The organism is Pseudomonas quercus (assembly GCF_012033695.1).
GTDB classification, from domain to species: domain Bacteria; phylum Pseudomonadota; class Gammaproteobacteria; order Pseudomonadales; family Pseudomonadaceae; genus Aquipseudomonas; species Aquipseudomonas quercus.
Map to the genome: position 1 here is coordinate 109277 of NZ_JAAVJI010000013.1, position 22942 is coordinate 132218.

23 protein-coding genes are annotated in these 22942 nt (G+C 55.0%); 4 read left to right on the forward strand and 19 right to left on the reverse strand.

Going from position 1 to position 22942, the window contains the following annotated elements; genetic code table 11:
• Positions 1 to 66 precede the first annotated feature (66 nt).
• On the reverse strand, positions 67 to 510 hold the full coding sequence (locus HBH25_RS18660) for a response regulator (protein ID WP_168085440.1): 444 nt from the start codon (positions 508 to 510) through the stop codon (positions 67 to 69).
• 215 nt (positions 511 to 725) lie between these two features.
• Here HBH25_RS18660 and HBH25_RS18665 point away from each other — a divergent pair, with 215 nt between their 5' ends.
• Both HBH25_RS18665 and HBH25_RS18670 read left to right on the forward strand, forming a co-directional pair.
• On the forward strand, positions 726 to 2660 hold the full coding sequence (locus HBH25_RS18665; RefSeq protein WP_168085441.1) for a putative nucleotidyltransferase substrate binding domain-containing protein: 1935 nt from the start codon (positions 726 to 728) through the stop codon (positions 2658 to 2660).
• Positions 2657 to 3364 carry a 3'-5' exonuclease gene (locus tag HBH25_RS18670; protein WP_168085442.1) on the forward strand — a complete coding sequence of 236 codons (708 nt, stop codon included), beginning with the start codon at positions 2657 to 2659 and terminating at the stop codon, positions 3362 to 3364. Before HBH25_RS18665 ends, HBH25_RS18670 begins: the two co-directional genes overlap by 4 nt.
• On the opposite strand, the gene rloA2 is transcribed toward HBH25_RS18670, so the two are convergent.
• Positions 3361 to 3864: a retropepsin-like aspartic peptidase RloA2 gene (gene rloA2 / locus HBH25_RS18675; RefSeq protein ID WP_168085443.1), complete on the reverse strand. Its 504-nt coding sequence runs from the start codon at positions 3862 to 3864 to the stop codon at positions 3361 to 3363. The two genes, HBH25_RS18670 and rloA2, sit on opposite strands and share 4 nt — an antisense overlap.
• A 191-nt stretch (positions 3865 to 4055) precedes the next feature.
• Between rloA2 and HBH25_RS18680 the strand changes: the two genes are divergently transcribed.
• Positions 4056 to 4943, forward strand: a complete 888-nt coding sequence (locus tag HBH25_RS18680; RefSeq protein ID WP_168085444.1) for an acyltransferase — start codon at positions 4056 to 4058, stop codon at positions 4941 to 4943.
• Here the strand turns inward: HBH25_RS18680 and HBH25_RS18685 are convergent.
• Positions 4940 to 5503: a DUF2780 domain-containing protein gene (locus tag HBH25_RS18685; RefSeq protein WP_168085445.1), complete on the reverse strand. Its 564-nt coding sequence runs from the start codon at positions 5501 to 5503 to the stop codon at positions 4940 to 4942. The genes HBH25_RS18680 and HBH25_RS18685 overlap by 4 nt on opposite strands.
• 226 nt (positions 5504 to 5729) lie before the next feature.
• On the opposite strand from HBH25_RS18685, the gene HBH25_RS18690 reads away from it, so the two are divergent.
• Positions 5730 to 6392 carry an RHS repeat-associated core domain-containing protein gene (locus tag HBH25_RS18690; RefSeq protein ID WP_168085446.1) on the forward strand — a complete coding sequence of 221 codons (663 nt, stop codon included), beginning with the start codon at positions 5730 to 5732 and terminating at the stop codon, positions 6390 to 6392.
• A 434-nt stretch (positions 6393 to 6826) separates the two neighbouring features.
• Here HBH25_RS18690 and fdhA read toward each other — a convergent pair whose 3' ends face one another.
• From fdhA to HBH25_RS18770, 16 genes are all read right to left on the reverse strand, one after another.
• Complete coding sequence (gene fdhA, locus HBH25_RS18695) at positions 6827 to 8026, reverse strand: formaldehyde dehydrogenase, glutathione-independent (RefSeq protein ID WP_168085447.1); 1200 nt, start codon at positions 8024 to 8026, stop codon at positions 6827 to 6829.
• 135 nt (positions 8027 to 8161) lie between these two features.
• Entirely contained in the window at positions 8162 to 9019 is an 858-nt protein-coding gene (purU, locus tag HBH25_RS18700) for a formyltetrahydrofolate deformylase (protein ID WP_168085448.1), read from the reverse strand.
• 86 nt (positions 9020 to 9105) lie between these two features.
• A complete protein-coding gene (locus HBH25_RS18705) occupies positions 9106 to 9738 on the reverse strand; it encodes a sarcosine oxidase subunit gamma (protein ID WP_168085449.1) in 633 nt (210 codons plus the stop codon).
• Positions 9739 to 9777: 39 nt separating this feature from the next.
• The gene (locus tag HBH25_RS18710) at positions 9778 to 12795 is read right to left on the reverse strand and encodes a sarcosine oxidase subunit alpha (RefSeq protein ID WP_168085450.1); all 3018 of its coding nucleotides are present in this window, start codon (positions 12793 to 12795) and stop codon (positions 9778 to 9780) included.
• On the reverse strand, positions 12792 to 13091 hold the full coding sequence (locus tag HBH25_RS18715) for a sarcosine oxidase subunit delta (protein ID WP_168085451.1): 300 nt from the start codon (positions 13089 to 13091) through the stop codon (positions 12792 to 12794). The genes HBH25_RS18710 and HBH25_RS18715 overlap by 4 nt, the downstream gene beginning before the upstream one ends.
• 15 nt (positions 13092 to 13106) lie before the next feature.
• Positions 13107 to 14357, reverse strand: a complete 1251-nt coding sequence (locus HBH25_RS18720) for a sarcosine oxidase subunit beta (protein WP_168085452.1) — start codon at positions 14355 to 14357, stop codon at positions 13107 to 13109.
• A gap of 15 nt (positions 14358 to 14372) precedes the next feature.
• Positions 14373 to 15626 (reverse strand): serine hydroxymethyltransferase, encoded by a 1254-nt coding sequence (glyA, locus tag HBH25_RS18725; protein WP_168085453.1) that lies wholly within the window; start codon positions 15624 to 15626, stop codon positions 14373 to 14375.
• Positions 15627 to 15743: 117 nt separating this feature from the next.
• A complete protein-coding gene (locus HBH25_RS18730) occupies positions 15744 to 16934 on the reverse strand; it encodes an MFS transporter (RefSeq protein ID WP_168085454.1) in 1191 nt (396 codons plus the stop codon).
• 488 nt (positions 16935 to 17422) lie between these two features.
• Positions 17423 to 17893 carry a hypothetical protein gene (locus HBH25_RS18735; protein ID WP_168085455.1) on the reverse strand — a complete coding sequence of 157 codons (471 nt, stop codon included), beginning with the start codon at positions 17891 to 17893 and terminating at the stop codon, positions 17423 to 17425.
• Between the two features lie 109 nt (positions 17894 to 18002).
• A complete protein-coding gene (locus tag HBH25_RS18740; protein ID WP_168085456.1) occupies positions 18003 to 18617 on the reverse strand; it encodes an SMI1/KNR4 family protein in 615 nt (204 codons plus the stop codon).
• A 355-nt stretch (positions 18618 to 18972) separates the two neighbouring features.
• Positions 18973 to 19293, reverse strand: a complete 321-nt coding sequence (locus HBH25_RS18745) for a hypothetical protein (RefSeq protein WP_324616910.1) — start codon at positions 19291 to 19293, stop codon at positions 18973 to 18975.
• A 165-nt stretch (positions 19294 to 19458) separates the two neighbouring features.
• Positions 19459 to 19809, reverse strand: coding sequence for a hypothetical protein (locus HBH25_RS18750; RefSeq protein WP_168085457.1), 351 nt, complete (start codon positions 19807 to 19809; stop codon positions 19459 to 19461).
• Between the two features lie 289 nt (positions 19810 to 20098).
• Complete coding sequence (locus HBH25_RS18755) at positions 20099 to 20503, reverse strand: SMI1/KNR4 family protein (RefSeq protein WP_168085458.1); 405 nt, start codon at positions 20501 to 20503, stop codon at positions 20099 to 20101.
• 67 nt (positions 20504 to 20570) lie between these two features.
• Entirely contained in the window at positions 20571 to 21098 is a 528-nt protein-coding gene (locus tag HBH25_RS18760) for an SMI1/KNR4 family protein (RefSeq protein WP_168085459.1), read from the reverse strand.
• A gap of 678 nt (positions 21099 to 21776) precedes the next feature.
• Positions 21777 to 22409 (reverse strand): hypothetical protein, encoded by a 633-nt coding sequence (locus HBH25_RS18765; RefSeq protein ID WP_168085460.1) that lies wholly within the window; start codon positions 22407 to 22409, stop codon positions 21777 to 21779.
• On the reverse strand, positions 22406 to 22942 hold a 537-nt coding region (locus tag HBH25_RS18770; RefSeq protein WP_178089048.1), incomplete at its 5' end, for an RHS repeat-associated core domain-containing protein. The genes HBH25_RS18770 and HBH25_RS18765, both read right to left, overlap by 4 nt.

Below are 22942 nucleotides of genomic sequence, written 5' to 3' on the forward strand. Positions count from 1 at the left end.
CGATTCAAGATACTTATCGATGCGCCCCTGTTTATAGCAAATTGGTATGTCAAATATCGGGTTTATTCAGCCAACCCCCAGTTCACGCCGTGCTATTAGCAGCATTTGCTCCACATCGATGGGTTTCAGTAAAAAATCCACCACGCTCAAATGCATGGCCTCGATGGCATCCTTCACGCCCGCGTCTCCAGACATGATGATGATGGGCAATGCCGCGCGCTCAGAGGCCCGTATCTGCCGGATCAGGTCCAGGCCAGACGCGGGGGCCATGCGCAGGTCCGTGATCAGCAGGCCAATGCTGCGATCGCTCATAAGCCGCTCGAACGCTGCCTGTGCCGTGCTAGCGGTACTGGACTCAATACCGTGGAGAGTGAGAATCTGCGCCAACAGCTCGCGGGAGTCGGCGTCGTCGTCCACCACCAGCGCGCGAAGGGGGCCCAGGGTGGGCGTGAGCAGAATTTCGTTCAGTGCCTCGCGTTCCTCATCACTGAGGATATCCAGGTCAGACATCGGGCTCGCCATCCAGTACATGCAAACATACGACCACAGGCTGGCCAGAAAACGTGCCAGCACACAGTAAGGGTGCATACGGTGAAGCATAGCCCCAGCATTGCCAACGTGAAAAACCGGTGTATTGCAGGGGCGTTATACGACTTACGTCCACTGGGCAGAAGCTGCCCATGCGCAGACGATGACAATAAAGCATAAAAAAAACGATACAGCCCATGAGCAAAGCTGACGCCTTCCTTCAAGCCGGTAAAACTGCCGTCCTGCAAAACGTGCAAGGCACCTTGCAGTTCCTGCAACGCTTTGCGCCTTTCGCCCAGATGGAACAGCCGCACCTGGTCTACCTGGTAGAGCACTGCCACCTGCGTTTTTACGCCAACGGTGAAAGTATCCTGCGGCCCGATGACGGGCCAGTGGAGCACTTTCATATCGTGAAGCAAGGGCGCGTGGTCGGCCAGCGCCCCCGCGACACGGGCGGCATTGAAACCACGTTCGAAATTGCCAGCGGCGAATGCTTTCCGTTGGCAGCCCTGCTGGGAGAGCGCGCCACCCGTACCGAACACCTGGCAGCCGACGACACCTTCTGCCTGCGCCTGCCAAAAGACGCATTCATCCACCTGTTTGCCATGTCGGCACCCTTTCGCGACTTTGCCCTGCGCGGTGTCAGCAGCCTGCTGGACCAGGTTAACCGGCAAGTGCGCCGCCAGGCTGCAGAAACCCTTGGCAGCCAGTACTCCCTGGACACACGCCTAGGCGACCTTGCCATGCGCCACCCCATTACCTGTGAAGCCAGCCTGCCTGTAAAACAGGCGGTCAAGGTAATGCATGAACAGCAGGTGGGCAGCATTGTGGTGGTGGATGCAGCGCAAGCGCCCTTGGGCATTTTCACGCTGCGCGACCTCCGCGAACTGGTAGCCCAGGGCGATGCAGACCTGAACCAGCCGATCCAGGTCTCCATGGTGCCCTCGCCCTTTTCATTGCCCCCGCAAGCCACGGCCTTCGAAGCCGCATTGGCCATGACCGAGCGGCACATTGCCCATGTGTGCCTGGTACGGGAGGGGCGCCTGTGTGGTGTGGTCTCCGAACGGGACCTGTTTTCGCTGCAACGGGTGGATCTGGTACACCTGGCGCGGGCCATCCGTACCGCCACTACCTTGGACAGCCTGATCGCCATGCGCCAGGACATTGGCCCGCTGGTGGAACGCATGCTGGCCTTCGGCGCCTCCTCGGAGCAGATCACCCGCATTGTGACGCTGCTCAATGACCACAGCGTGTGCCGTGTGATCGAGCTGACGCTAGCTACCCACGGCGACCCCGGCGTGCCGTTCAGCTGGTTATGTTTTGGCAGTGAAGGCCGGCATGAGCAAACGCTGTTCACGGATCAGGACAACGGGCTGCTGTTCGACGCAGACGACCCGGTGCATGCCGCCGAACTGCGTGGCCGGTTGCTGCCCCTAGCTCATCACATCAACCAGGCCCTGGCCTTGTGTGGCTTTGGCTTGTGCACGGGCAATGTGATGGCCAGCAACCCCGAGCTGTGCCTGTCTCGGGCGGAATGGTCCCGGCGCTTTGCCGGGTTTATCCGCGAAACCACCCCTGAAAACCTGTTGGCGTCGACTATCTATTTCGATGTACGAACCGTCTGGGGCAATCCGGAACCTGGCCACTGGCTGCAGCAGCACATGCTGGCCCAGGTGGCGGAAAACGGCATCTTTCAGCGCATGCTGGCCGGCACCGCCTTGCGGCAGCGGCCCCCTGTGGGGCGTTTTCGCGAATTCGTGCTGGCCCGCAAAGGCTCCGATCGCACTGCCACCCTGGACCTGAAAATACAGGGGCTGGGGCCATTCGTGGATGGCGCACGGTTGTTGGCATTGGCCAACGGCATCAGCGCCACCCCTACGCTGGAGCGGTTCCGACAGCTGGCCCAGCGAGGCGTGATTGATGCGCAGGACGGGGCGGCCTATGAAGAGGCTTACGCGTTTATCCAGCAACTGCGCCTGCAGCAGCATCAGGCCCAAAGCCGCCAGCAACTGCCCTGGTCCAACCGTTTGGACCCTGACAGCCTCAACCAACTGGACCGGCGCATCTTGCGTGAATCCCTGCGTCAGGCCCAGCGCCTGCAAGGCAGCCTTGCCGTGCGATACCAGCTATGAGCCTGTTGGACCTGTTCAGGTTTCGCACCCCCTCCGTGGCACCCGAGCAGGCCAGCCGCCTGGCGGCACTGAGTGTACCTGCCGCGCTGGATAACACCCTGCTGGAAGCCCAGCGGTGGGTAGTGGTAGACGTCGAAACCACAGGGCTAAACCTTCAAAAAGACAGTGTGGTGGCTATCGGTGCTGTGGCTCTGGAAGGCCCTGTCATTCCTTTAGGCGACGGTTTTGAATGCCACCTGGCGATCAAGGCCAACCTGGCGGCGCCCAGTACACTTATCCATGGGCTGAGCCCGGCAGTGCTGGCCCGAGGGCTGCCACCGGCCGAAGCACTGCTGCGGTTTCTGGAATATGTGGGTGATCGGCCCTTGCTGGCGTTTCATGCCGGGTTTGACCAAGGCATGCTGGTGCGGGCCATCAAGCAGACGTTGGGGTTTCAGTGGCACGCGCCGTTTATCGACCTTGCCGAAGTTGCCCCGCTGCTCTGCCCCAACTGGGCCGCCCATAATCACAGCCTAGATGACTGGATAAAACAGTTTGGCCTGAGTATTGGCGAGCGCCACCACGCCAGCGCCGATGCCCTTGTGACGGCAGAGCTGGGGCTGATGCTGTTCAGCCTGGCGCGTCGCCAAGGCTTGACCACATCAGGTGAACTGCAGGATGCCTTGGCGCGCTGGCGAAGGCGCCGCGATCAGCCTGCTCTTTAACATTCGGGCTGGCCAGCCACGTACCGCCGCGCCGGGTTCACGGCCGCACCAAACTCACGCAACCCCTTGGCGCCGATCAGCAACGGGTAGTTGAAGCTGCTACGGTCGGTAAGGTTGACCTCAATGGTGCGTTTCACGTCACCCAGGCACATGTCCAGGTCGATCACCGGGCGGTGGGCCACTTCAACGTTCTCTTCCTCGCCGTCGTTCTCATCGGCGCGGCCCTTGATCCGGCTCATGCGCGACACCTTGTGCTCGTACACTTTGCCGTCCGCATCGCGGGTGGCCAGCTTGAACCGCACCCAGTCTTCACCATCGCGGGTAAAGGTCTGGATGTCGCGCGCCGAAAGCGAAGCGGTCAGTGCACCTGTGTCCATCTTTGCCTTAAGGGTTTGCCCGATTTCTGGCAGCTTGAAGTACTCGTAGCGGCCATACAGCGTGGGGTCGGCAGCCATGGCGGTCAGTGGCAGCAGGGTGAGCAACGCAAGAACAGCTTTCACGTAAGGATTCCTTTTCAGGGGCGCGAAGGGTTAGATGCCCAGGCCCGGATTAGTTCGTGTGGGAATAAAGTACGGGTTAGCGCATACACAAAAAGTAAAAATTTAGTGAAGTCCCGTTCAGTCGGCGAAATTTGGCGCCGATGGCACTTGGCTTTATGATTGCCGACCTTTCTTCACATATGAGTTTGTTCATGCTTCGCCTGCTCAACGGCTGCCTTACCGCCTCGCTGCTTCTGCTCAACACGCTGGTCATGATCGGCCCGCTGCTGGTGCTGGCGCTGGTCAAGCTGGTAACACCCGTTCGCCTGCGCGACGCGGCCTCGCGCGGGGTGATGTGGATCGCCGAAACCTGGGCGGAAATCGACAAAGCCATTTTTGCCCTGTGTACGCCCACTCGCTGGGACATCCGCGGGCTGGACGCCTTACACGTGGATGCGTCCTACTTGGTGGTCAGTAACCACCAGTCGTGGGTAGACATTCCGGCGCTGATCCAGGCGTTTAACCGCCGTGCGCCCTTTTTCAAGTTCTTTCTCAAGAAGGAACTGATCTGGGTGCCGCTGCTGGGGCTGGCCTGGTGGGGGCTGGACTACCCCTTCATGAAGCGCTACAGCAAGGCCTTCCTGGCCAAACACCCCCACCTGCGCGGTAAGGATCTGGAGATCACGCGCAAGGCCTGCGAGCTGTTCAAGCGCCAGCCGGTCACCGTGGTGAACTACCTGGAAGGCACGCGTTTTACCCAGGCCAAGCATGACCAGCAGGCCTCACCCTACCGCCACCTGCTCAAGCCTAAGGCAGGCGGCGTGGCCTTCGTGCTGGCGGCCATGGGCGCACAGCTCAGCCAACTGCTGGACGTGACCGTGGTGTATCCCAGCCAACGCATCCCGGGTTTCTGGGACCTGCTGTGCGGGCGTGTGCCCAAGGTGATCGTGGACATTCAGGCCCGCCCCATCGACCCGGCCTTGATCGAGGGTGACTACGAGAACGACCCGGTCTTTCGTGAGCGGGTGCAGGGCTGGGTGAACCAGTTGTGGGCGGAGAAGGATGCCCGCATTGAGGCGTTGCGGGCACAGCACGGTTAGGGTTTCGTGCCCCATACCGACGCCAGGCTGGTAAGGGCCGAACCCGTAGCCCCTTGCTGGCCAAGGTACTGCAAAATGATCGGCGCGAACTGGCTTACCATGCCGCTGTTCATGCCCAATTGGGTAAAGGCGCTGTTCATGTCCTGCTTGGTTTTTACGTTGCTCAGGGCGTTGTTCAAGGCGTTGACCTTGTTGCTATCGGATTTGCCCATCAAACCGCTCAAACCCACCAGCCCACCTAACGCGTTATTGCCCGAGAGCTTGTCCAGCCCTGGCACGGATTTAGCCAGCTCGGTGTATTGAGTGGCAGGCATCTGGTTCTTCGCCAGCCCCAGCATCGCGCCCGTACCGCCAATGGCCTGTTCAGGCGTGATCTTCAATTGAGTGCCCAACGTGTTGAGCAGCCCAGCAGCAGGGGCTGCCGCCGCCACCGGTGCGCCATTCTGCTTGCCGTTCTGCAAGGTGGCGGCGGCGTTGACCGCGTCGTTAAGGTTGAAGGCCATGGCATGGCTGGCGGCAAGGGCGAGTGACAAGGCCAGCAGGCGGGGAGATAGACGCATGGGGTACAGCTCCTGATGCATAAAGACATGCATTGGACGCGAAGCAGGCGTGGGGTTCAATCGCCTATGCAAAAACGATAGGCCAGCCTTGGCCTGCTTAGGTGGGCGGAATCTTTGAATAACCTGTACCCGTGGCTGATGAACAGGCAATAACCTGACAGACTGCTAAGTAGTTTTGATCCTGGCATAAGCCTATGGTGAAGCCACTACTTATGGGTACCTCTATATGTCCCTTCTACGCTTGGACTCACTTGATAATGTGCTTTCATCCAGCCCTGGCGCTATTAACAGGAAGCGTTATACACCCTTTGGTGTAGTGACACCTATTACAGGTAGCGGGTCAGGCTTTCATGGCCAATTGAGTGAAAGGGTTTTTGAGGGGTACTTGCTGGGCAATGGGTACCGGTTGTACTCACCTAGCTTGATGAGATTCCTGAAAGCTGACGAGCATAGTCCCTTTGGCAAAGGGGGCATCAATGCCCATGCATTTTGTGGTGGCGATCCAGTTAATCAGCAGGATTTAACAGGACGGGCTTCAATCTCCAAAATTTTGGCCCGAATATTCAAAAAACCCCCATTAAAATTCAAACCTAAAGAATACCCTGTAGAAATCAATATTCCTGGAAGAACAAAACCGCTCATAATCATGAATAAAGAATCTGCGAAGTCTCTGTTCGAAAAGCAGGCAAGGCGCACAGCTGAGGCGTATGATGCAATACCACCAAGCGGCCTCAATGAAGCCCTTTATTTTAGCGATCAGGCACGAGCTCTTCGAAATATTAGTATGGGCCTGAACGTATCGAAAAAGCATTTTGAGCATATAACGGCCAAGGTTGGGCTTCACGACACCGAAACATTGAAAGAAATTATACGTGATATACGCAGATAGACTCTTAAGATGAATTAGTTTTAAACTAAATCAAGAGATTGAATCAGTGCAATAAGCAGCACTAAAAGTTGCCTATACACATACTTTAATTATCCACGCTCAGGCAACGCAAACGCCATAACCATATCCCTACGGTCTGTTGACTGTCGTGCCCCACCCATGGTCAGCAGCACATATTGCTTGCCGGTTTTGGGCGATACGTATGCGTGGTCAAGGCCCAGCGGTATCTATTCAGAGTGTATATAGCATTCTGAATATCTCGTTAACCGACTAGATCGTTTTATAAACATACCGAAGGGACAGGAAGGCTACGACAAATTGGCTCAGGGGCCGATGGGAGGCCTTTGCAACTTATAGGTCACTGGACGGCTTCTGGGCCGGGCGGCCAGCCTGCAAACCCAGTCACGTTCGCAGGCTGGCACTGAAAGGTGATATCAGGCCGCGCTAAACAACCCATGCGGATCAATCACAAACTTCTTCGGCACACCCGCATCGAATTCGCCATACCCCTGTGGCGCTTGATCCAGGCTGATGACTTGCACACCCACCACTTCAGCGATGTTGATGCGGTCCCACATGATGGCCTGCATCAGTTGCCGGTTGTACTTCATCACCGGCGTTTGGCCGGTGTGGAAGCTGTGGGATTTGGCCCAGCCCAGGCCGAAGCGGATGCTGAGGGCACCGACCTTGGCGGCAGCGTCGTGGGCGCCTGGATCTTCGGTTACGTACAGGCCAGGAATACCGATTTTCCCGGAGACGCGGGTAACCTGCATCAGCGAGTTGAGCACGGTGGCCGGCGCCTCCTGTTGCGCACCGGCATGGCCATGGCCACGGGCTTCGAAGCCTACGGCGTCTACCGCGCAATCCACTTCTGGCTCGCCCAGCAGGTTGGCAATCTGTTCGTGCAGGGGGGTGTCCTGGCTCAGGTCGGCAATTTCAAAACCCTGTGCCTTGGCATGGGCCAGGCGCACCGGGTTTACATCGCCTACGATCACCACCGCTGCGCCCAGCAAACGGGCAGAGGCGGCTGCCGCCAGGCCGACCGGGCCGGCACCAGCGACGTATACCGTGCTGCCAGGGCCGACACCGGCAGTAACAGCGCCGTGGTAACCAGTGGGCAGAATGTCCGACAGGCAGGTAAGGTCACGGATCTTCTCCATGGCCTTGTCGCGGTCAGGCAGCTTGAGCAGGTTGAAGTCGGCATAGGGCACCAGCACGTAGTCGGCCTGGCCGCCGGTCCAGTCGCCCATGTCCACGTAACCATAAGCACCGCCTGCACGTGCAGGGTTCACGGTGAGGCATACACCGGTGTGCTGCTCTTTACAGGACCGGCAGCGCCCACAGGCCACGTTGAAGGGAACGGAAACCAGGTCGCCGATCTTGAGGTGCTCGACGTCGCTGCCCTTCTCGATCACCTCACCGGTGATTTCATGCCCCAGCACCAACCCCACTTGAGCGGTGGTACGGCCCCGTACCATGTGCTGGTCCGAGCCGCAGATGTTGGTGGATACCACCCGCAGGATCACGCCGTGTTCGATCTTGCGGCCGCGCGGGTCCTGCATTTTAGGGTAAGCGATGTTCTGTACCTCGACCTTGCCGGTTCCCAGGTACACCACGCCACGATTGTCAGCCATGTTCGTTTCTCCACGCTTGTTGTTGTTTTTGGGAGCTGCAAGTTTTAAGCGGCAAGCGGCAAGAAAGGGCCTCGCCACCTCGCTTTTACTTGAAGCTTGAAGCTTGCAGCTTGCAGCAGGCAGCCGAAGCTGCCACTAAAGGACAACGGTGCGGTTGGCGTTCAGGAACACCCGCCGCTCAATGTGGTAGCCCACCGCCTTGGCCAGGGTAAGGCATTCGATATCTCGGCCTTTGGCGACCAGGTCTTCCGGGTAGTGGGCGTGGTCCACCACTTCCACGCCTTGGGCGATGATCGGGCCTTCGTCCAGGTCGTTGTTGATGTAGTGCGCCGTGGCGCCCACCAGCTTCACACCTTTGTTGTAGGCCTGGTGATAAGGCTTGGCCCCTTTGAAACCAGGCAGCAGCGAGTGGTGGATATTGATGGCCCAGCCATCCAGGCGGCGACACAGTTCGGGGGACAGGACCTGCATATAGCGGGCAAGGATCACCAGTTCGGCACCGGTAGCCTCGACCACTTCCATGACCTGGCGCTCCTGGGCCGGCTTGTCGTGGGGGGCCAATGGGAAATGGTGATAGGCGATGCCATGCCAGCGTGCCAGAGGCTCCAGGTCCGGGTGGTTGGAGATGACGGCGGTCACGTCCATGGGCAGTTGGCCGATGCGTTGGCGGTACAGCAAGTCGTTGAGGCAGTGGTCGGCCTTGGAGACCATAATCACCACCTTGGGCCGGTACTGTGGCGCGGTAAGTTCGAAGCGCATGCCGAACTCACTGACTCGCTCACCCAGGCCGGCACGAAAACCTTGCTCGTCAAACCCCTCCGGTTGGCGGAACTCCACACGAATGAAGAAGCGCGCTGAGAGACGGTCATCGAAGGAATGGTGCTCGGTCACGTAGCAACCCTGCTCGTGCAGGTAGCGGGTCACCGCATCCACCGTGCCAAGCCGGCTGGGGCAATCGGCAGCAAGAATCCAGGTATCAGGGGCGCGGGCCATGAGGCTCTCCGTCAGTGCCAATCGAACCTTCAGTGCTAATCAAAGCGTGTTCGCGCGCTTTGCGCGCGCCCACAATGACACACCCTTTAGTCCGCGATGGCCAAGCCGTACTCGGCGCTGGCATCCTGCAGCCACATCCACCAATAGTCGGCAAAGCTGCGGCGTATGACCAATTCCCACGTACTTTCACCCATACGCCGAATGATCAGCTGGGATTTGGCGAACACCGTCCCCACACCCTTACCCACCGGGAAGTTGTCGGGGTGCACGTCATAGCTGGTGGACTTCATCAGCACGTCGCGTACGTTAGGGCCGGTCAATTCGAGCACCGTTTGCCCACCGCTCACATTCACGACCTGCACATGCTGGCCATTCAAGGCCTCATGCAAACGCTGCTCGGCCGCGAATTCCTCACCACCCGGGCAAATGAACAGCCACTCGTCCGGCCCCATCCACTGCAGGGTCGTGTCGCCACTGCCGCTTACGGCCAGGGCAGCGGGCAGCTCCAGCCCCAGTGCCTTGTGCACACCACCGGCAAAGGCCGGGTTGGCGGCGTCGCCACGTACGGTAAGGTGGCCCAGCAGTTTTTTCTCGCGCAGGGTCACCCCTGCGTTCGCTCGCCCTTTGCCCACCAGGCTCGCCAGGTCGGCATGGTGTAGCGGCGTTTCGGCTTTCACAGCGCCATCAGGGCGCTGCTGGTAAAGGTTGGCTGTGGTCATGTCAAAGCCCTTCAAAAAAGTCGTGGGTGCCGCTGCCGGTCATACGTTCTGCCGCTCGCCTTTGGGGTCCACGAACACGGAGCTGCAGATTTCCGCTTCAATGGCACTGCCATCAGCCAAGGGCGCCCAGACCTTCTCGCCCATGCGCTTGAGGCCACCTTTGACCACGGCCATGGCAAAGGAGCGGCCCAAGGTGGGGCTCATATAGCTGGAAGTCACATGGCCTACCATGTCCATGGGGATGGGCTGCTTGGGGTCGCGTACCAATTGCGCGCCTTCAGGCAGCACGCGGTTGGGGTCGACCGGCTTGAGGCCGACCAGTTGTTTGCGGTCGTCGCGCACGCAGTCTTCACGGGTCAAGCCGCGCGAGCCGATCCACGGGAAGGGTTTGGTACGGCCCACGCACCAACCCATGTTCAGGTCGTCCGGGGTCATGGAGGCGTCGGTGTCCTGGCCTACGATGATGAAGCCCTTCTCGGCCCGCAGCACGTGCATGGTCTCGGTGCCGTAAGGCGTAAGGTTGTAGGCCTTGCCCGCCTCTACAATCGCTTCGAGCACGCCCATGGCGTAGTTGGCCTGGATGTTCACCTCGTAGGAAAGCTCGCCAGTGAAGGAGATCCGGAACACACGTGCCGGCACACCCGCCACCTTGCCTTCCTGCCAAGTCATGAACGGGAACGCGTCCTTGTCCAGGTTGATGTCGGTGATATGGCTTAGTAGCTTGCGGCTATTGGGGCCAGACAAGGTCAGTGTGGCCCAGTGGTCGGTGACCGAGGTGAAATACACCTTCAGCTCGGGCCACTCGGTCTGGTGGTACAGCTCCAGCCATTGCAGCACACGTGCCGCACCGCCCGTGGTGGTGGTCATCAGGAAGTGGTTGTCGGCCAGGCAGGCGGTCACACCGTCATCGAAGACCATGCCGTCTTCCTTGCACATCAATCCATAGCGAGCCTTGCCTACGTCCAGCTTGGTCCAGGCGTTGGTATAGACGCGGTTCAGGAACTCGCGGGCATCCGGCCCTTGAATGTCGATCTTGCCCAGGGTGGACGCATCCAGCAGGCCTACGCTGTCACGGACCGCCTTGCATTCGCGGGCTACGGCACTGTGCAGGTCCTCGCCACGCTGCGGGAAATACCAGGGCCGCTTCCACTGGCCTACATCCTCGAACTCGGCCTTTTGCTTCACATGCCAGGCATGCAGCGCAGTGAAGCGCACAGCATCGAACAGGTGGCCACAGTTGCGCCCAGCCACCGCGCCGAAGGTCACTGGCGTGTAGTTGGGGCGGAACATGGTGGTACCCATGTCGGTGATGGAGATGCCCCGTGAGCGCGCGGCGATGGCCAAGCCATTGATGTTGCCCAGCTTGCCCTGATCGGTACCGAAGCCCAAGGCGGTGTAGCGTTTCACGTGTTCGACCGACTCGAAACCTTCTCGGGTAGCCAGCTCGATGGCCGCCGCCGTGACATCGTTCTGCAGGTCCACGAACTGCTTTGGCGCACGTGCTGTGGATTTGTCGTGAGGCACCTGGAACAGCGCCAGGGTGGGCTCATCGGTGCGGGGAACAGTGCGGGGCAGCGTGCCCTCGACAAACTTGAAACCTGCTTCAGCGGCTGCACGCGCACCGCCTTCGAAACCATCGGCCAAGGCGTCGCCCAACCCGTACACGCCATTGATGCCGCCTACGCACACGCGCTTCTGCGGCGCGTCACCTGGAACGAAGCCCAGGATGTCCTCCCGCCAGACCGGCTTACCGCCCAGGTGCGATGCCAGGTGCACCACAGGGCTATAGCCCCCGGAGGTGCCCACCAAGTCGCAGTCCAGCCATTCGCCTGGGCTGCTGACTTTCAAGCCTTTCACATCGATGGCTGCGATACGTGCGCCGGTCACGCGGCGCGTGCCGCGTGTTTCGATCACGGCACTGCCGGTGAGGATACGTATGCCCTTGGCACGGGCTTCTTCCACCAGCATGCCGCGTGGGTTGGGCCGTGCATCAGCGATGGCGACCACTTGCAGGCCTGCCTCTACCCAGTCCAGGGCCGCCCGGTAGGCATGGTCGTTATTTACACCCAGCACCAGTTGCTTGCCGGGCGCCACGCCGTAGCGGCGCACGTAGGTGGCGATGGCACCGGCTAGCATGTTGCCGGGCAGGTCGTTGTTGCCGTACACCAGCGGCCGCTCGTGGGCGCCAGTGGCCAGCACCACGCGTGCGGCGCGTACCCGGTGCATACGTTGGCGCACCTGGCCGATAGGCGCTCGCTCGCCCAAATGGTCAGTCAGGCGCTGGTGGATCGTGAGGAAATTATGGTCGTGGTAACCGTTAACCGTAGCGCGTGGCAACAAGGTAACGCTCGGCAAGCTGGCCAACTCTGCTACTACCGACGCGACCCACTCAGCGGCGGGCTTGCCGTCCAGGGATTCGCGGGTGTCCAGCAAACTGCCGCCGAAGGCTTCCTGTTCATCGGCGAGGATAACCCGCGCGCCACTGTGCGCAGCCGCCAGTGCAGCCGCCAGGCCAGCAGGGCCGGCGCCTACCACCAGCACGTCACAGTGCTGGTTCATGCAGTCGTAGGTGTCCGGGTCCAGTTCGGTAGGTGAACGCCCCAGCCCAGCGGCCTTGCGGATGTACTTTTCGTAAGTCATCCAGAAGGACTGCGGGTACATGAAGGTTTTGTAGTAGAAGCCCGGCGGCATCAGCTTACCGCCCACCTTGCCCAGAATCCCCATCAGGTCGTTGTTCACGTTGGGCCAGCCGTTGGTGCTGGTGGCCACCAGGTTCGGGTACAGCGCCTGCTGGGTGGCACGAACGTTGGGGATTTGCGTGGCTTCGGTACCGCCCAGTTGCAATACGGCGTTGGGCTCTTCGGCGCCGGCAGCCACAATGCCGCGGGGGCGGGAGTACTTGAAGCTGCGCCCTACCACGTCTACGCCGTTGGCGAGCAGGGCCGATGCCAGTGTGTCACCCTCGAAACCCGTGTAGCGCTGGCCATTGAAGGTAAATTCGATGCGCTTGCTGCGGTCGATAAGGCCGCCGCTGGAAAGGCGATTGACCTGGCTCATACCTGCTCCCCTTTCGCAGCAGTGAATTGTGGCGTGGCGCCGATCGGATAGGTTTCGAGAATTTCGTAGGTGAGTGTGTTGCGGCTCATGTTGAAGTAGCGGCGGCAGCCGGTGGCATGCAGCCACAGCTCATGGTGAATACCGCGTACGTTGTCGCGGAAGAACATGTAGTCGCCCCATTGCTCATCGGTGCAGGCCGCAGGGTCCAGCGGGCGCGGAATATGCGCCTGGCCGGCGACCTGGTATTCCTCTTCGGAGCGGTGTTCGCCGCAGTACGGACAGAAGATGTACAGCATGGTGGTGGTCTCCGGTCAGTGGGCGACGGCAGCAGCGCCGTGTTCGTCGATAAGGGCGCCGTTGTGGAAGCGCTCGATGGAAAACGGCTTGGCCAAGGGATGCATCTCGCCTTTGGCAAGGCTGGCAGCAAACACGTTGCCCGAGCCCGGTGTAGCCTTGAAGCCACCGGTGCCCCAACCGCAATTGAAGAACAGGTTCTGTACCGGGGTTTTGCTGATAATCGGGCAGGCATCCGGGGTGGTGTCCACAATGCCGCCCCACTGGCGGTTCATGCGCACGCGGGACAACACCGGGAACATCTCTACGATGGCTTGCAGCGTGTGCTCGATCACAGGGTACGAGCCGCGCTGGCCGTAGCCGACCCAGCTGTCGATACCAGCACCGATCACCAGGTCGCCCTTGTCGGACTGGCTGATGTAGCCGTGCACGGCGTTGCTCATGATGACGCTGTCGATAATAGGCTTGAGCGGTTCAGACACCAGCGCCTGCAAGGGGTGAGACTCTACAGGCAAGCGAAAGCCCGCCAGGCTGGCCATGTGGCCGGAATTACCTGCGGTGACCACGCCCACGCGCTTGCCGCCGATAAAGCCGCGGTTGGTTTCCACCCCGACCACCACGCCGTTTTCCTTGCGAAAGCCAATCACCTCGGTCTGCTGAATCAGGTCCACGCCCAGTGCATCCGCAGCCCGCGCATAGCCCCAGGCCACCGCGTCATGTCGAGCCACGCCACCGCGGCGCTGAACCGTGGCGCCAATGATGGGGTAACGGGTATTTCGGGTGCAGTCCAGGTAAGGAATCTCTTCAGCCACCTGCTGCGCATTCAGCAGTTCACCATCCACGCCGTTGAGGCGGTTGGCGCTCACGCGGCGTTCGGAGTCGCGCATGTCTTGCAGGGTATGGCACAGGTTGTACACGCCCCGCTGGGAGAACATCACGTTGTAGTTCAGGTCCTGGGACAGGCCTTCCCACAGCTTCATGGCGTGTTCGTAAAGGTGCGCCGATTCGTCCCACAGGTAGTTGGAACGCACGATGGTGGTGTTGCGGGCGGTGTTGCCACCGCCCAGCCAGCCTTTCTCGACCACAGCCACATTGGTGATGCCATGTTCCTTAGCCAGGTAGTACGCCGTGGCCAGGCCATGACCGCCGCCGCCCACGATGATCACATCGTACATAGGCTTGGGCGTAGGCGTGCGCCACATGCGCTGCCAGTTTTCGTGGTGGCTGAGGGAGTGCTTGAAAAGGCCGAAGCCTGAATAGCGCTGCATAATCGTTACTCCAGCTCAGCGGTAAACCGGGAAGTCGGCGCACAGTGCACTGACCTGGGTGGCCACGTTGGCCTCCACATCAGCGTCGCCGAGGTTGTCGAGGATGTCGCAGATCCAGCTGGCCAAGGTTTGGCATTGTTCGACCTTGAAGCCGCGGCTGGTCACCGCCGGGGTGCCGATGCGCAGGCCCGAGGTCACGAAAGGCGACTGCGGGTCGTTGGGCACGGCGTTCTTGTTCACAGTGATGTGAGCGCGGCCCAAGGCTGCATCCGCCGCTTTGCCCGTCAGGCCCTGGCGAATCAGGCTGACCAGGAACAAGTGGTTGTCGGTGCCACCGGAAATCACATCGTAGCCGCGCTCGATGAAAATACCCGCCATGGCCTGGGCGTTATCAATCACCTGCTGCTGGTAGGCCTTGAAGCCTGGCTCCAGCGCCTCTTTGAAGCACACGGCCTTGGCGGCAATCACGTGCATCAGAGGGCCGCCCTGGCCGCCAGGGAATACGGCCGAGTTAAGTTTCTTTTCCAGCTCTTCGTTGGCGCGGGCCAGAATCAGGCCACCGCGTGGGCCGCGAAGGGTTTTGTGGGTGGTGGTGGTGACCACGTCTGCGAAAGGCAACGGGTTCGGGTACAGCCCTGCCGCTACCAGGCCTGCCACGTGGGCCATGTCCACGAACAGGTAGGCACCTACTTTGTCGGCGATTTCACGGAAACGCGCAAAATTGAGGGTTTTGGAGTAGGCCGAAAAGCCTGCGATCAGCATCTTGGGCTTGCATTCCAAGGCCAGACGCTCGACTTCGTCGTAGTCGATCAGGCCGGTTTCGGTGTCCAGGCCGTACTGCACCGCGTTGTACAGCTTGCCCGAGAAGCTGACTTTGGCCCCATGGGTCAAGTGGCCCCCATGGGCCAGGCTCATGCCCAGCACTGTGTCGCCGGCTTCCAGCAGCGCAAGGTACACCGCTGCGTTGGCCTGGGAACCAGAATGCGGCTGCACGTTGGCGTAATCGGCACCGAACAGTGCCTTGGCACGGTCGATGGCCAACTGCTCTACCTTGTCCACGTATTCGCAACCGCCGTAGTAGCGCTTGCCCGGGTATCCTTCGGCGTACTTGTTGGTCAGGCCACTGCCCTGCGCTTCCATCACCCGCTTGCTGGTGTAGTTTTCCGAGGCGATCAGCTCGATATGGTCTTCCTGGCGCTGTTCTTCGGCGTTCATCGCGGCCAGCAGTACGTCGTCATAGCCTTGGATCTGGTCTTGCTTGCTGAACATCGCGGATCTCCCAGCGCGGATGGCGCCTGTTGTCGGTGCGCCTATTGAAGGCATGGGAGCGATGGTAGGGCCCGGCCGGTGTTGCCAGATGCCCATGGGCGCCACGCATCGGCGCAATTACGACATGGCGCTAGTCGGTAATTCGGTAGCCGTGTGGTAGCGAATCAGCCAAGCGCCTAGCAGCGTGATACCGATTGCCGTGGCCATCAGGGTGGCCAACATAGAGGGGCGCTCGCCCACCAGATAAAGCGTTAGCCCCACCACCGGCAGCACGGCCTGGTTCAATAGCACTACCAGCGAGGAAACGCTCGCCAGGCGCTCCACCGGTACAACCTGAATGCGCAGGCTGCGGCAGAAATTGATCATGAACACCTTGCCGCCGATGTTCAGGGCATACAGGGCAAGAAAGCCCAGCAGGTAGGCTTGAGAGAGGATCATCACGCCGCTGGCGACCGCCGTGACCAACGCGGCCAGGGTAAACAGCCGCAATGGCGGCATGGCCGATGACAACCTGGGGTACAACAGCGTAGCGGCCACACCGCAGAGGCCGGCGCAGATATCCACAAAGGCAAAGTAGTGAATGGGCAGCTGCATGGCGCGGTCGATCAGGGTTACCGCGCTCGCCTCCACCAACCCGTCAAACGCATTATTGCCGACCGCCAGCACCACTGAACTTGCCAGCAAGGGCGTCAGCAAAATGAATTTCAGGTGCTTAGCAGCAGGCACTACAGCGGTGTGTTCGCTGCCAGTGGTATTACGTGGAACGGCGCGATTGAACAGGTAACAACCTGCATTTATGCCATACAAGGCAGCCGCCAGCGCTAACAGGGTGACAGCGCCAGCGGAATACCCGATAAAGCCTATCAAGGGCCCTGTAACCATCGCCAACTGGTCAATACGGCACAGCATGTTTACATCCCGATCCACCTTACGGCTTACCAGGGCGATCATTTTTTCGTAGGCGATCAGGCTTTGCGCACTACCGATAGCCACCAGCCCACCCAGCAGGCCGCCGACAGCCGTTACCGTCAGCGCCGCGGGCTCGCCCCACAACACCAGGATCACACACAGGCAGCCCACGAACTTGACCAGGTCCGATACCACAGAAACCCGCCGCACCCCCCATCGATCTATGGACGCCCCCACCAGCGGCGTGACCACAATGCGCGGAAGCCACGCCATGGCATAGGCCAGGCCCGACCACGCCAGGCTTGAGGTGTAGGCGTAGACCATGACCGGAACCAGGAACACCAGCAGGGCGTCGGCGGTAAGGACCAGAAGTAATAGGGTGGAAAGGGTTCGGTTCATGTTTTTTCTTATATAGTGCAAGGCGGCGGTTTTTTGGGCTGGGGGGTTGGTGAATGGTCTTGCGTGGTGGTATTGAATGTATGCGCTTTTAGTTTCCTGCTGCCAGAGCTTTTGGATAGGGAAAGTGTTTTAGCTAATAAATTCTTGAGATTTTCTATTTGCGAAACTCATCCGCTCAAGCAGAGGATGGTCTTACCAACACAGGCGGGCAAGCAAAAGACCAGTATCGACCGCCAAACTCCAACGCTCTACGGAGAAGCAAGCACATCTTTTATGACTCTCCTGCCAGGCGCAATACAATTTATAAATTAAGGCGCATAAAATTATTCTAACTGATCGTTGGATTCGTACATATAACTGATCTCGTCTCACAGCTTGCCCACGATGCGGCTAAGTTCACAGGGCGGGGCGCAACCGGTTTCCATTATTACCTTCGGCAGTTTTTTACAAGGATGGGGCGTTTTATTAAATTTTCCTTGCTACTTATTTTAACTCATAAAACTTACCACTTTTTTAGCATACGAAACCGCTTTAGGAATTCTAGATGCCTTTAGGTAACCTTCTAAATTTGACTTGCCTTTTTTAGCCATTAAAAACTCAATACCATTTCCTAGCAGAAAACTCAAAGAATAACCTTTTGAGATCATATTATCTTTTTTATCCAAAGTGCATGGCTCTCCTCCCCGAGAATAATCCTGCTCATCAGCAAAGCCGTGGATCATCTTATACTTATTCAATGAGTATTTTTTTATCTCTGCACGTTGAGTGGAAAAGAGCTCATCAAAATCACTAGCTGTTAGTTCGGCTCTTAAAATCGCGGCGCCATCCAAGGCTGCTATGAGATCCTCATAGCCTTCAATCAGTTTCATTCCAGTTTCTTTTTGAAGCTCGATGACCAATCTAATGTAGTCTTCAGAAGCCACAATAGCCTTAGCTAGTTCCAAATCATCTCTCACCACGTGTCTACTCCTTTTAGAATCTTGATTAAATCCGATCCAACATGCCTGAACGGGTCAATTGCTTCGTGTTCCCAAGGTGCAACCGAAAGCTATAATTTATGACATCATATTACGGATTTTTACCTGCCGCAGAGTTACTAAATTTTATGAATTTACTGTACGCTTCCAATACACGCCTGTATTTCGTTAAATTCACATTTCGACATACCACCTCATCTCTTTTATTTAGCTTCGCTTTAAGATTGGTTATTGAGTCTGACACGCCTAAATTCTTCTTTAAAAAAAGGACTTCCGAGTTGCCAATATGTTCCGCACCTAGTGATATTATGTCACCCAAATCACTTTCGTCCTGAGTGCCCGTTATCAAACTTTCTATTAAAGCTTCGAAAGACAAAAAACCTTCGCTTTCATCTATAAATGGGTCGCCCGCGTCAATGATGAAAAATTTTTCAGGGCAATCTTTTTTTACTAATAGCAAACGCCCACCCGAATCATCACCCATAAGGTAATAACCAGGAAAGTCAGATGCAATTTGATAATTTTCATTTTGCTCTAAAATATCGGCAGTTGAATATATCAAAACCAAGTCATTCAGAAACGCACCGTCATGCAACCGCCAGAATTCAGCAAGCCAACTATCCTCACCTACCCCTAGTGATAGCAAAGCACTTTCAATAGCATTAGCCTTTGCAGGTGGCCTTGTCTCAGTCCAAATAAATTCCATTATAAAGCACCTCCCTTAAAAAAACCCGTCCTTACTATTGGCCATCTCTGGCGGTAGCTACCAATGCTCGCCAGCTAAACATACCCCTACGTCTGACATGCACCCCTTGGTGGCTCACAACTACGCAGGCCAATATCTATAGCCGGATCGCAGGTGGATTCTTCACCTTCGCCGATCTGGCCCTAATGCCAGTCTACGTAAGGCTGTTGTTTGCATAGGTGTATGCTGATTTCACCGCACACCCTGTTCACGATGCAAATGAGACTCGCGGCTTAATAAATTACTTCCTATATAAACCTTCACCCTGATATGCTCTCAAGTAAAATCTCCGTACACTCCTTGCTTTTGGGCCTTTTCAATAAAAATATCCCATCAAATCTCCTTGAATACTATCTCCATCGTAGGTGAGAGAAAAATCTCCATCTATATTGTCTGGAAAATGCACACCGTCTATTTTTCCAAAAATCACTGACCCCGTATCTGCAATAACCAACTTTAAGAAATTGATTACTTCATACTTATCTGTATCTGAAAGCTTTGCGAGTGCAGCCCTCGCCTTTCCATAAGGGTCATTATCAGAATTTACTGCCTTGCTTAAAGAATCAGAATAGTGATTAAAATTTTTTTCTAGAAGCTCTTCAAATATAGCTTCAATAAATTTTTGATCAACGCCCATAGATATTTCACCTCCTTTCAGGATGTCATTCTGCAGTTGGGCAGCTAGACGACCCGGCTAGGCTTCAGCCCTCTCGAATGGCATACCTGTTTTTGGGGATTAGCAAACAGTGCTATTTTGATTAGTCTCAATACCCTCGGGCATCATTACAACTAAAGCTTATTTCTATAACATGCTATTATAAATATCATGCAAATCAGCACCAGCTGTTAATTCTGCAGAATTTTCTCCTTTATACAGCAAAGCTAATTCTCCTTTTTTCTCGCCGTTCTCAATTGCCCGCACTCCATCTAGCACACAGAAAAATCCAAAAATCGCTTCCTCTACTGATTTCTTTATAATCAAATCAATCATATCTTTATCAGCTTGCTTTTGTCGATTATAGTATTTTGAGATATCTACGAGCTTTTGATCCGGCTTTCTACCAGGCGGAGAAGTTATGACGTCAATGGTATCCGATATGGCGGCATCGCTCACAACAAGCTTGATCAATGCTACAAATTCTTCAGATGTCATTTGATTCCCTTATTTCAAAAATGCTTTCGGGAAAATCTTTTACTTAAGCTAATGAGATTCTAATTTTAGAACCAAGCACTTCAATATAAACCCCAAGACTTTAATATGCTTCACTAAAAGCCCCTCTGCGCGTCCATGAAACTTCCTTTAATTATAGGTACCAACCTATGCGCCGTATCATGTAGCGCAATAGACTAAGATATAGCTAAGCTGGCTTTTCAAAGTTTAAATAGTGTAATTTAACTGCTGTGGCCCTCGAAGCCAATAGCTAACTCATACTAAAAATCCATTAATGCTCCAGCTCTTCTAAAAACTCTAGGAAACTTTCCGCAACAGACAGAAGCTCTTCTGTATCCATAATCCAAAGCTCAATCTTCCCCTTATCAGGACCCACAGTTTCCAACAAAAAATAATTCCCTCCCTCATCAAAAGCGAATGGTATTTTCCCTGACAAATGCGGAAAATCGCTTATCAGTTCTTCATAAGCCAATTCGACAGGAATTTCACCGTACTTAATAGGGACGAAACCTGAAAGCAGTAATGAGTTAGGCTCATTTTCCTCCAAGTCCCCACCATTCTGAGCCAGATAAAAAGAAACCAAATCATTTGGAAATTTAACTTTTAAGATTTCTTCCAGATTGTTGACATCAACAATCACAAGACCAGGTTGGGAATTTTTTAAATTTATTAGCATGGATCATGCTTACCAAGCCGCATAAAATTCTCATTCTCTCTGCAAAACAGAATATTGCTTTTTAATTTTACGAATCGACGCTATTTTCTTCAATAAACTCTGGAGACGTTTCAAATCCCTTTGTTAAAATATCTAGAAAACTGTCAAAGCCATGGCATACAAAATACAGGTTGCCAGCATCATTCTCTTCAACAATATCGTGAGACCTAATTTTGCTATTTACATGAAGATGAGTTCTATCCCAATAATATACGGCACTTTTCTCCCCATTCAAAATTACGTATGGGTTGCCGCCTCCATCTTCCCCAACAATTATAGCACCCGGCACATAACTTAAATCACTTGCAAACTCCTTATTGGAGCTAACTAAATCATTAACCTCATCATCAGGCGAAAAACCAAATAACCTATCGAAGGCGACAATGCCTTCATCTGCTATATCTAAATCTATCTCACAATAATCTGGGAGATCCACAAAAAATCCATTCATTTTTTTTAATAAATCTTTGTAGTCCTCAGGAAAAACCCGGCCAATTTCCTTTTCAACAAACTCGATCTGAGATTTATCTAAACCTTTTTTGTACAAAATTGCCATAACTCACCGCTTAACGTGTAGCTTTAATTTTTTTCACATCACCAAAATGGATAAATCTCTTGTGAATCTCTTTAGGACACTTGCATTGTGCGCATGTTTTCGTGATGGCGCCATGTATTTTTAATATAATCGGCCACCCCTCTAGGGCCTAAAGCATCGGCTTTTCTGAAATCACCACTAAGGTTTTTCCATGATTTCCTTTAAGGTCCATAACATCAATTCTTTGACGTTCAAGTGGAATGAAGTCTGGACAACCGCCTGGATATCTTACCTCATTCCCTTCCCAGTCCTAATAAACCCAAGTCCTACCATTCATTTCCGAATTCACACTTCCTCCTCGTTCTAGCCATTTCATTGGGTCAGGGGAATACGGAGATTTAGCATTCCACCCTAGCGGATCCACCCACCCCACCGGACTCGGCGCATACTGGTACAAGTTCTCCCCACCCAACAACCCAATCGAGTCCTGCGTGGAAACTGCTCTACCTCCGGGTTGTTAGCGGAACGCATTGTGGTGCACTCCCGTCTAGTCGTCGAAGTACTGGCGCTGGAAACATAGGTTATGATCCGCCTTGTTAGCCATTAAGGCATCAATGGTACTTAAGAACGGTAAATCCAGAATTAACTGCCAATACTCCTTACATAAAGCCTGTGATCCTATTTTATAGATATACAAACTTATAACGGCATTTCACCCCAGGGATCAAACGAGAAATCAGGTGTTATAGGTATAAATGAAAAACCTAAAAGTTCTTTATCAGCGCGCTTTTTGAAGTCGCTATTACAAACCCACTTCATCAGCTCAATACACATGAAAAAGGCAGAATCTGCATTTTCTTTCGTAAAAAATCTCTTGATATAACTATATGCTGGAACAGAAGGATAGTACCTATTATAAATCACCTCGCCTGTTTCCATGTCTTTATCTAAACTATAGCTAGACTTTTGCACATCCAGCAATTGAACACCTTCTAGTGGAGTAAAAATTGAATACCTTTTATGAAATTTATTTTCTTCCGCTTGACTCAAATCTACAGGAACTGAGAGATAACGCACTCCTAACTCATCGCAAATTTTTATAAAACCATCGGAAACAATATTATGCGGAAAGCCAAAAAAATCTAATGTACTTATTTTTTTATTTTTTTCCTTTATATAGAACTCATATTTTTTTTCGATATCTACTCCAGCTGCGTTAGGGTCAAATTCGTCCCACTCCCATTCATCAACGTTATACTCGCCGGATATGAATTCTGAAAAACCACCTGATTCACCACAAAACTCGACTAGAAAAAAATCATTTTTACTCATAGAAGCCTTCCTGTTAACAAATCAGTAGCAAATTTTCCGCTTTCCAAACCATTTTTAGCATTTAGCTGTATCTTTCCTATACCTAGAACCAGTTGAGTATCGCTTAGCCTGTTAGCCTTGAATGCTGCGTTTAAGCTAGCAAGCTCACTGTTAACTGCTTTTGTATACGCAGCATGATTTGACCAATGCCCAGGCAAGTCTACTTTCTTAGCTAGATCGGAACTACCTGGTAGGAATATTCCATTTGACGCTCCATCTCTATTGAAGCCCATAGACCGCAACTTATTAAACATCTTTGAGTATGCAGGAGCTTTCATAAGCTCTTCAGGAATAAGGTGATGGTTTGCCATCCCATCACCCTTTTTATCGCCCATATTTCTACCTAGCTTAGTGGAACACCACCCCAGCGGATCCACCCACCCCACCGGACTCGGCGCATACTGGTACAGATTCTCCCCACCCAACAACCCAATCGGGTCTTGTGTGGTAAACCGCCCCACCTCCGGATCGTAGTACCGGAACGTATTGTAGTG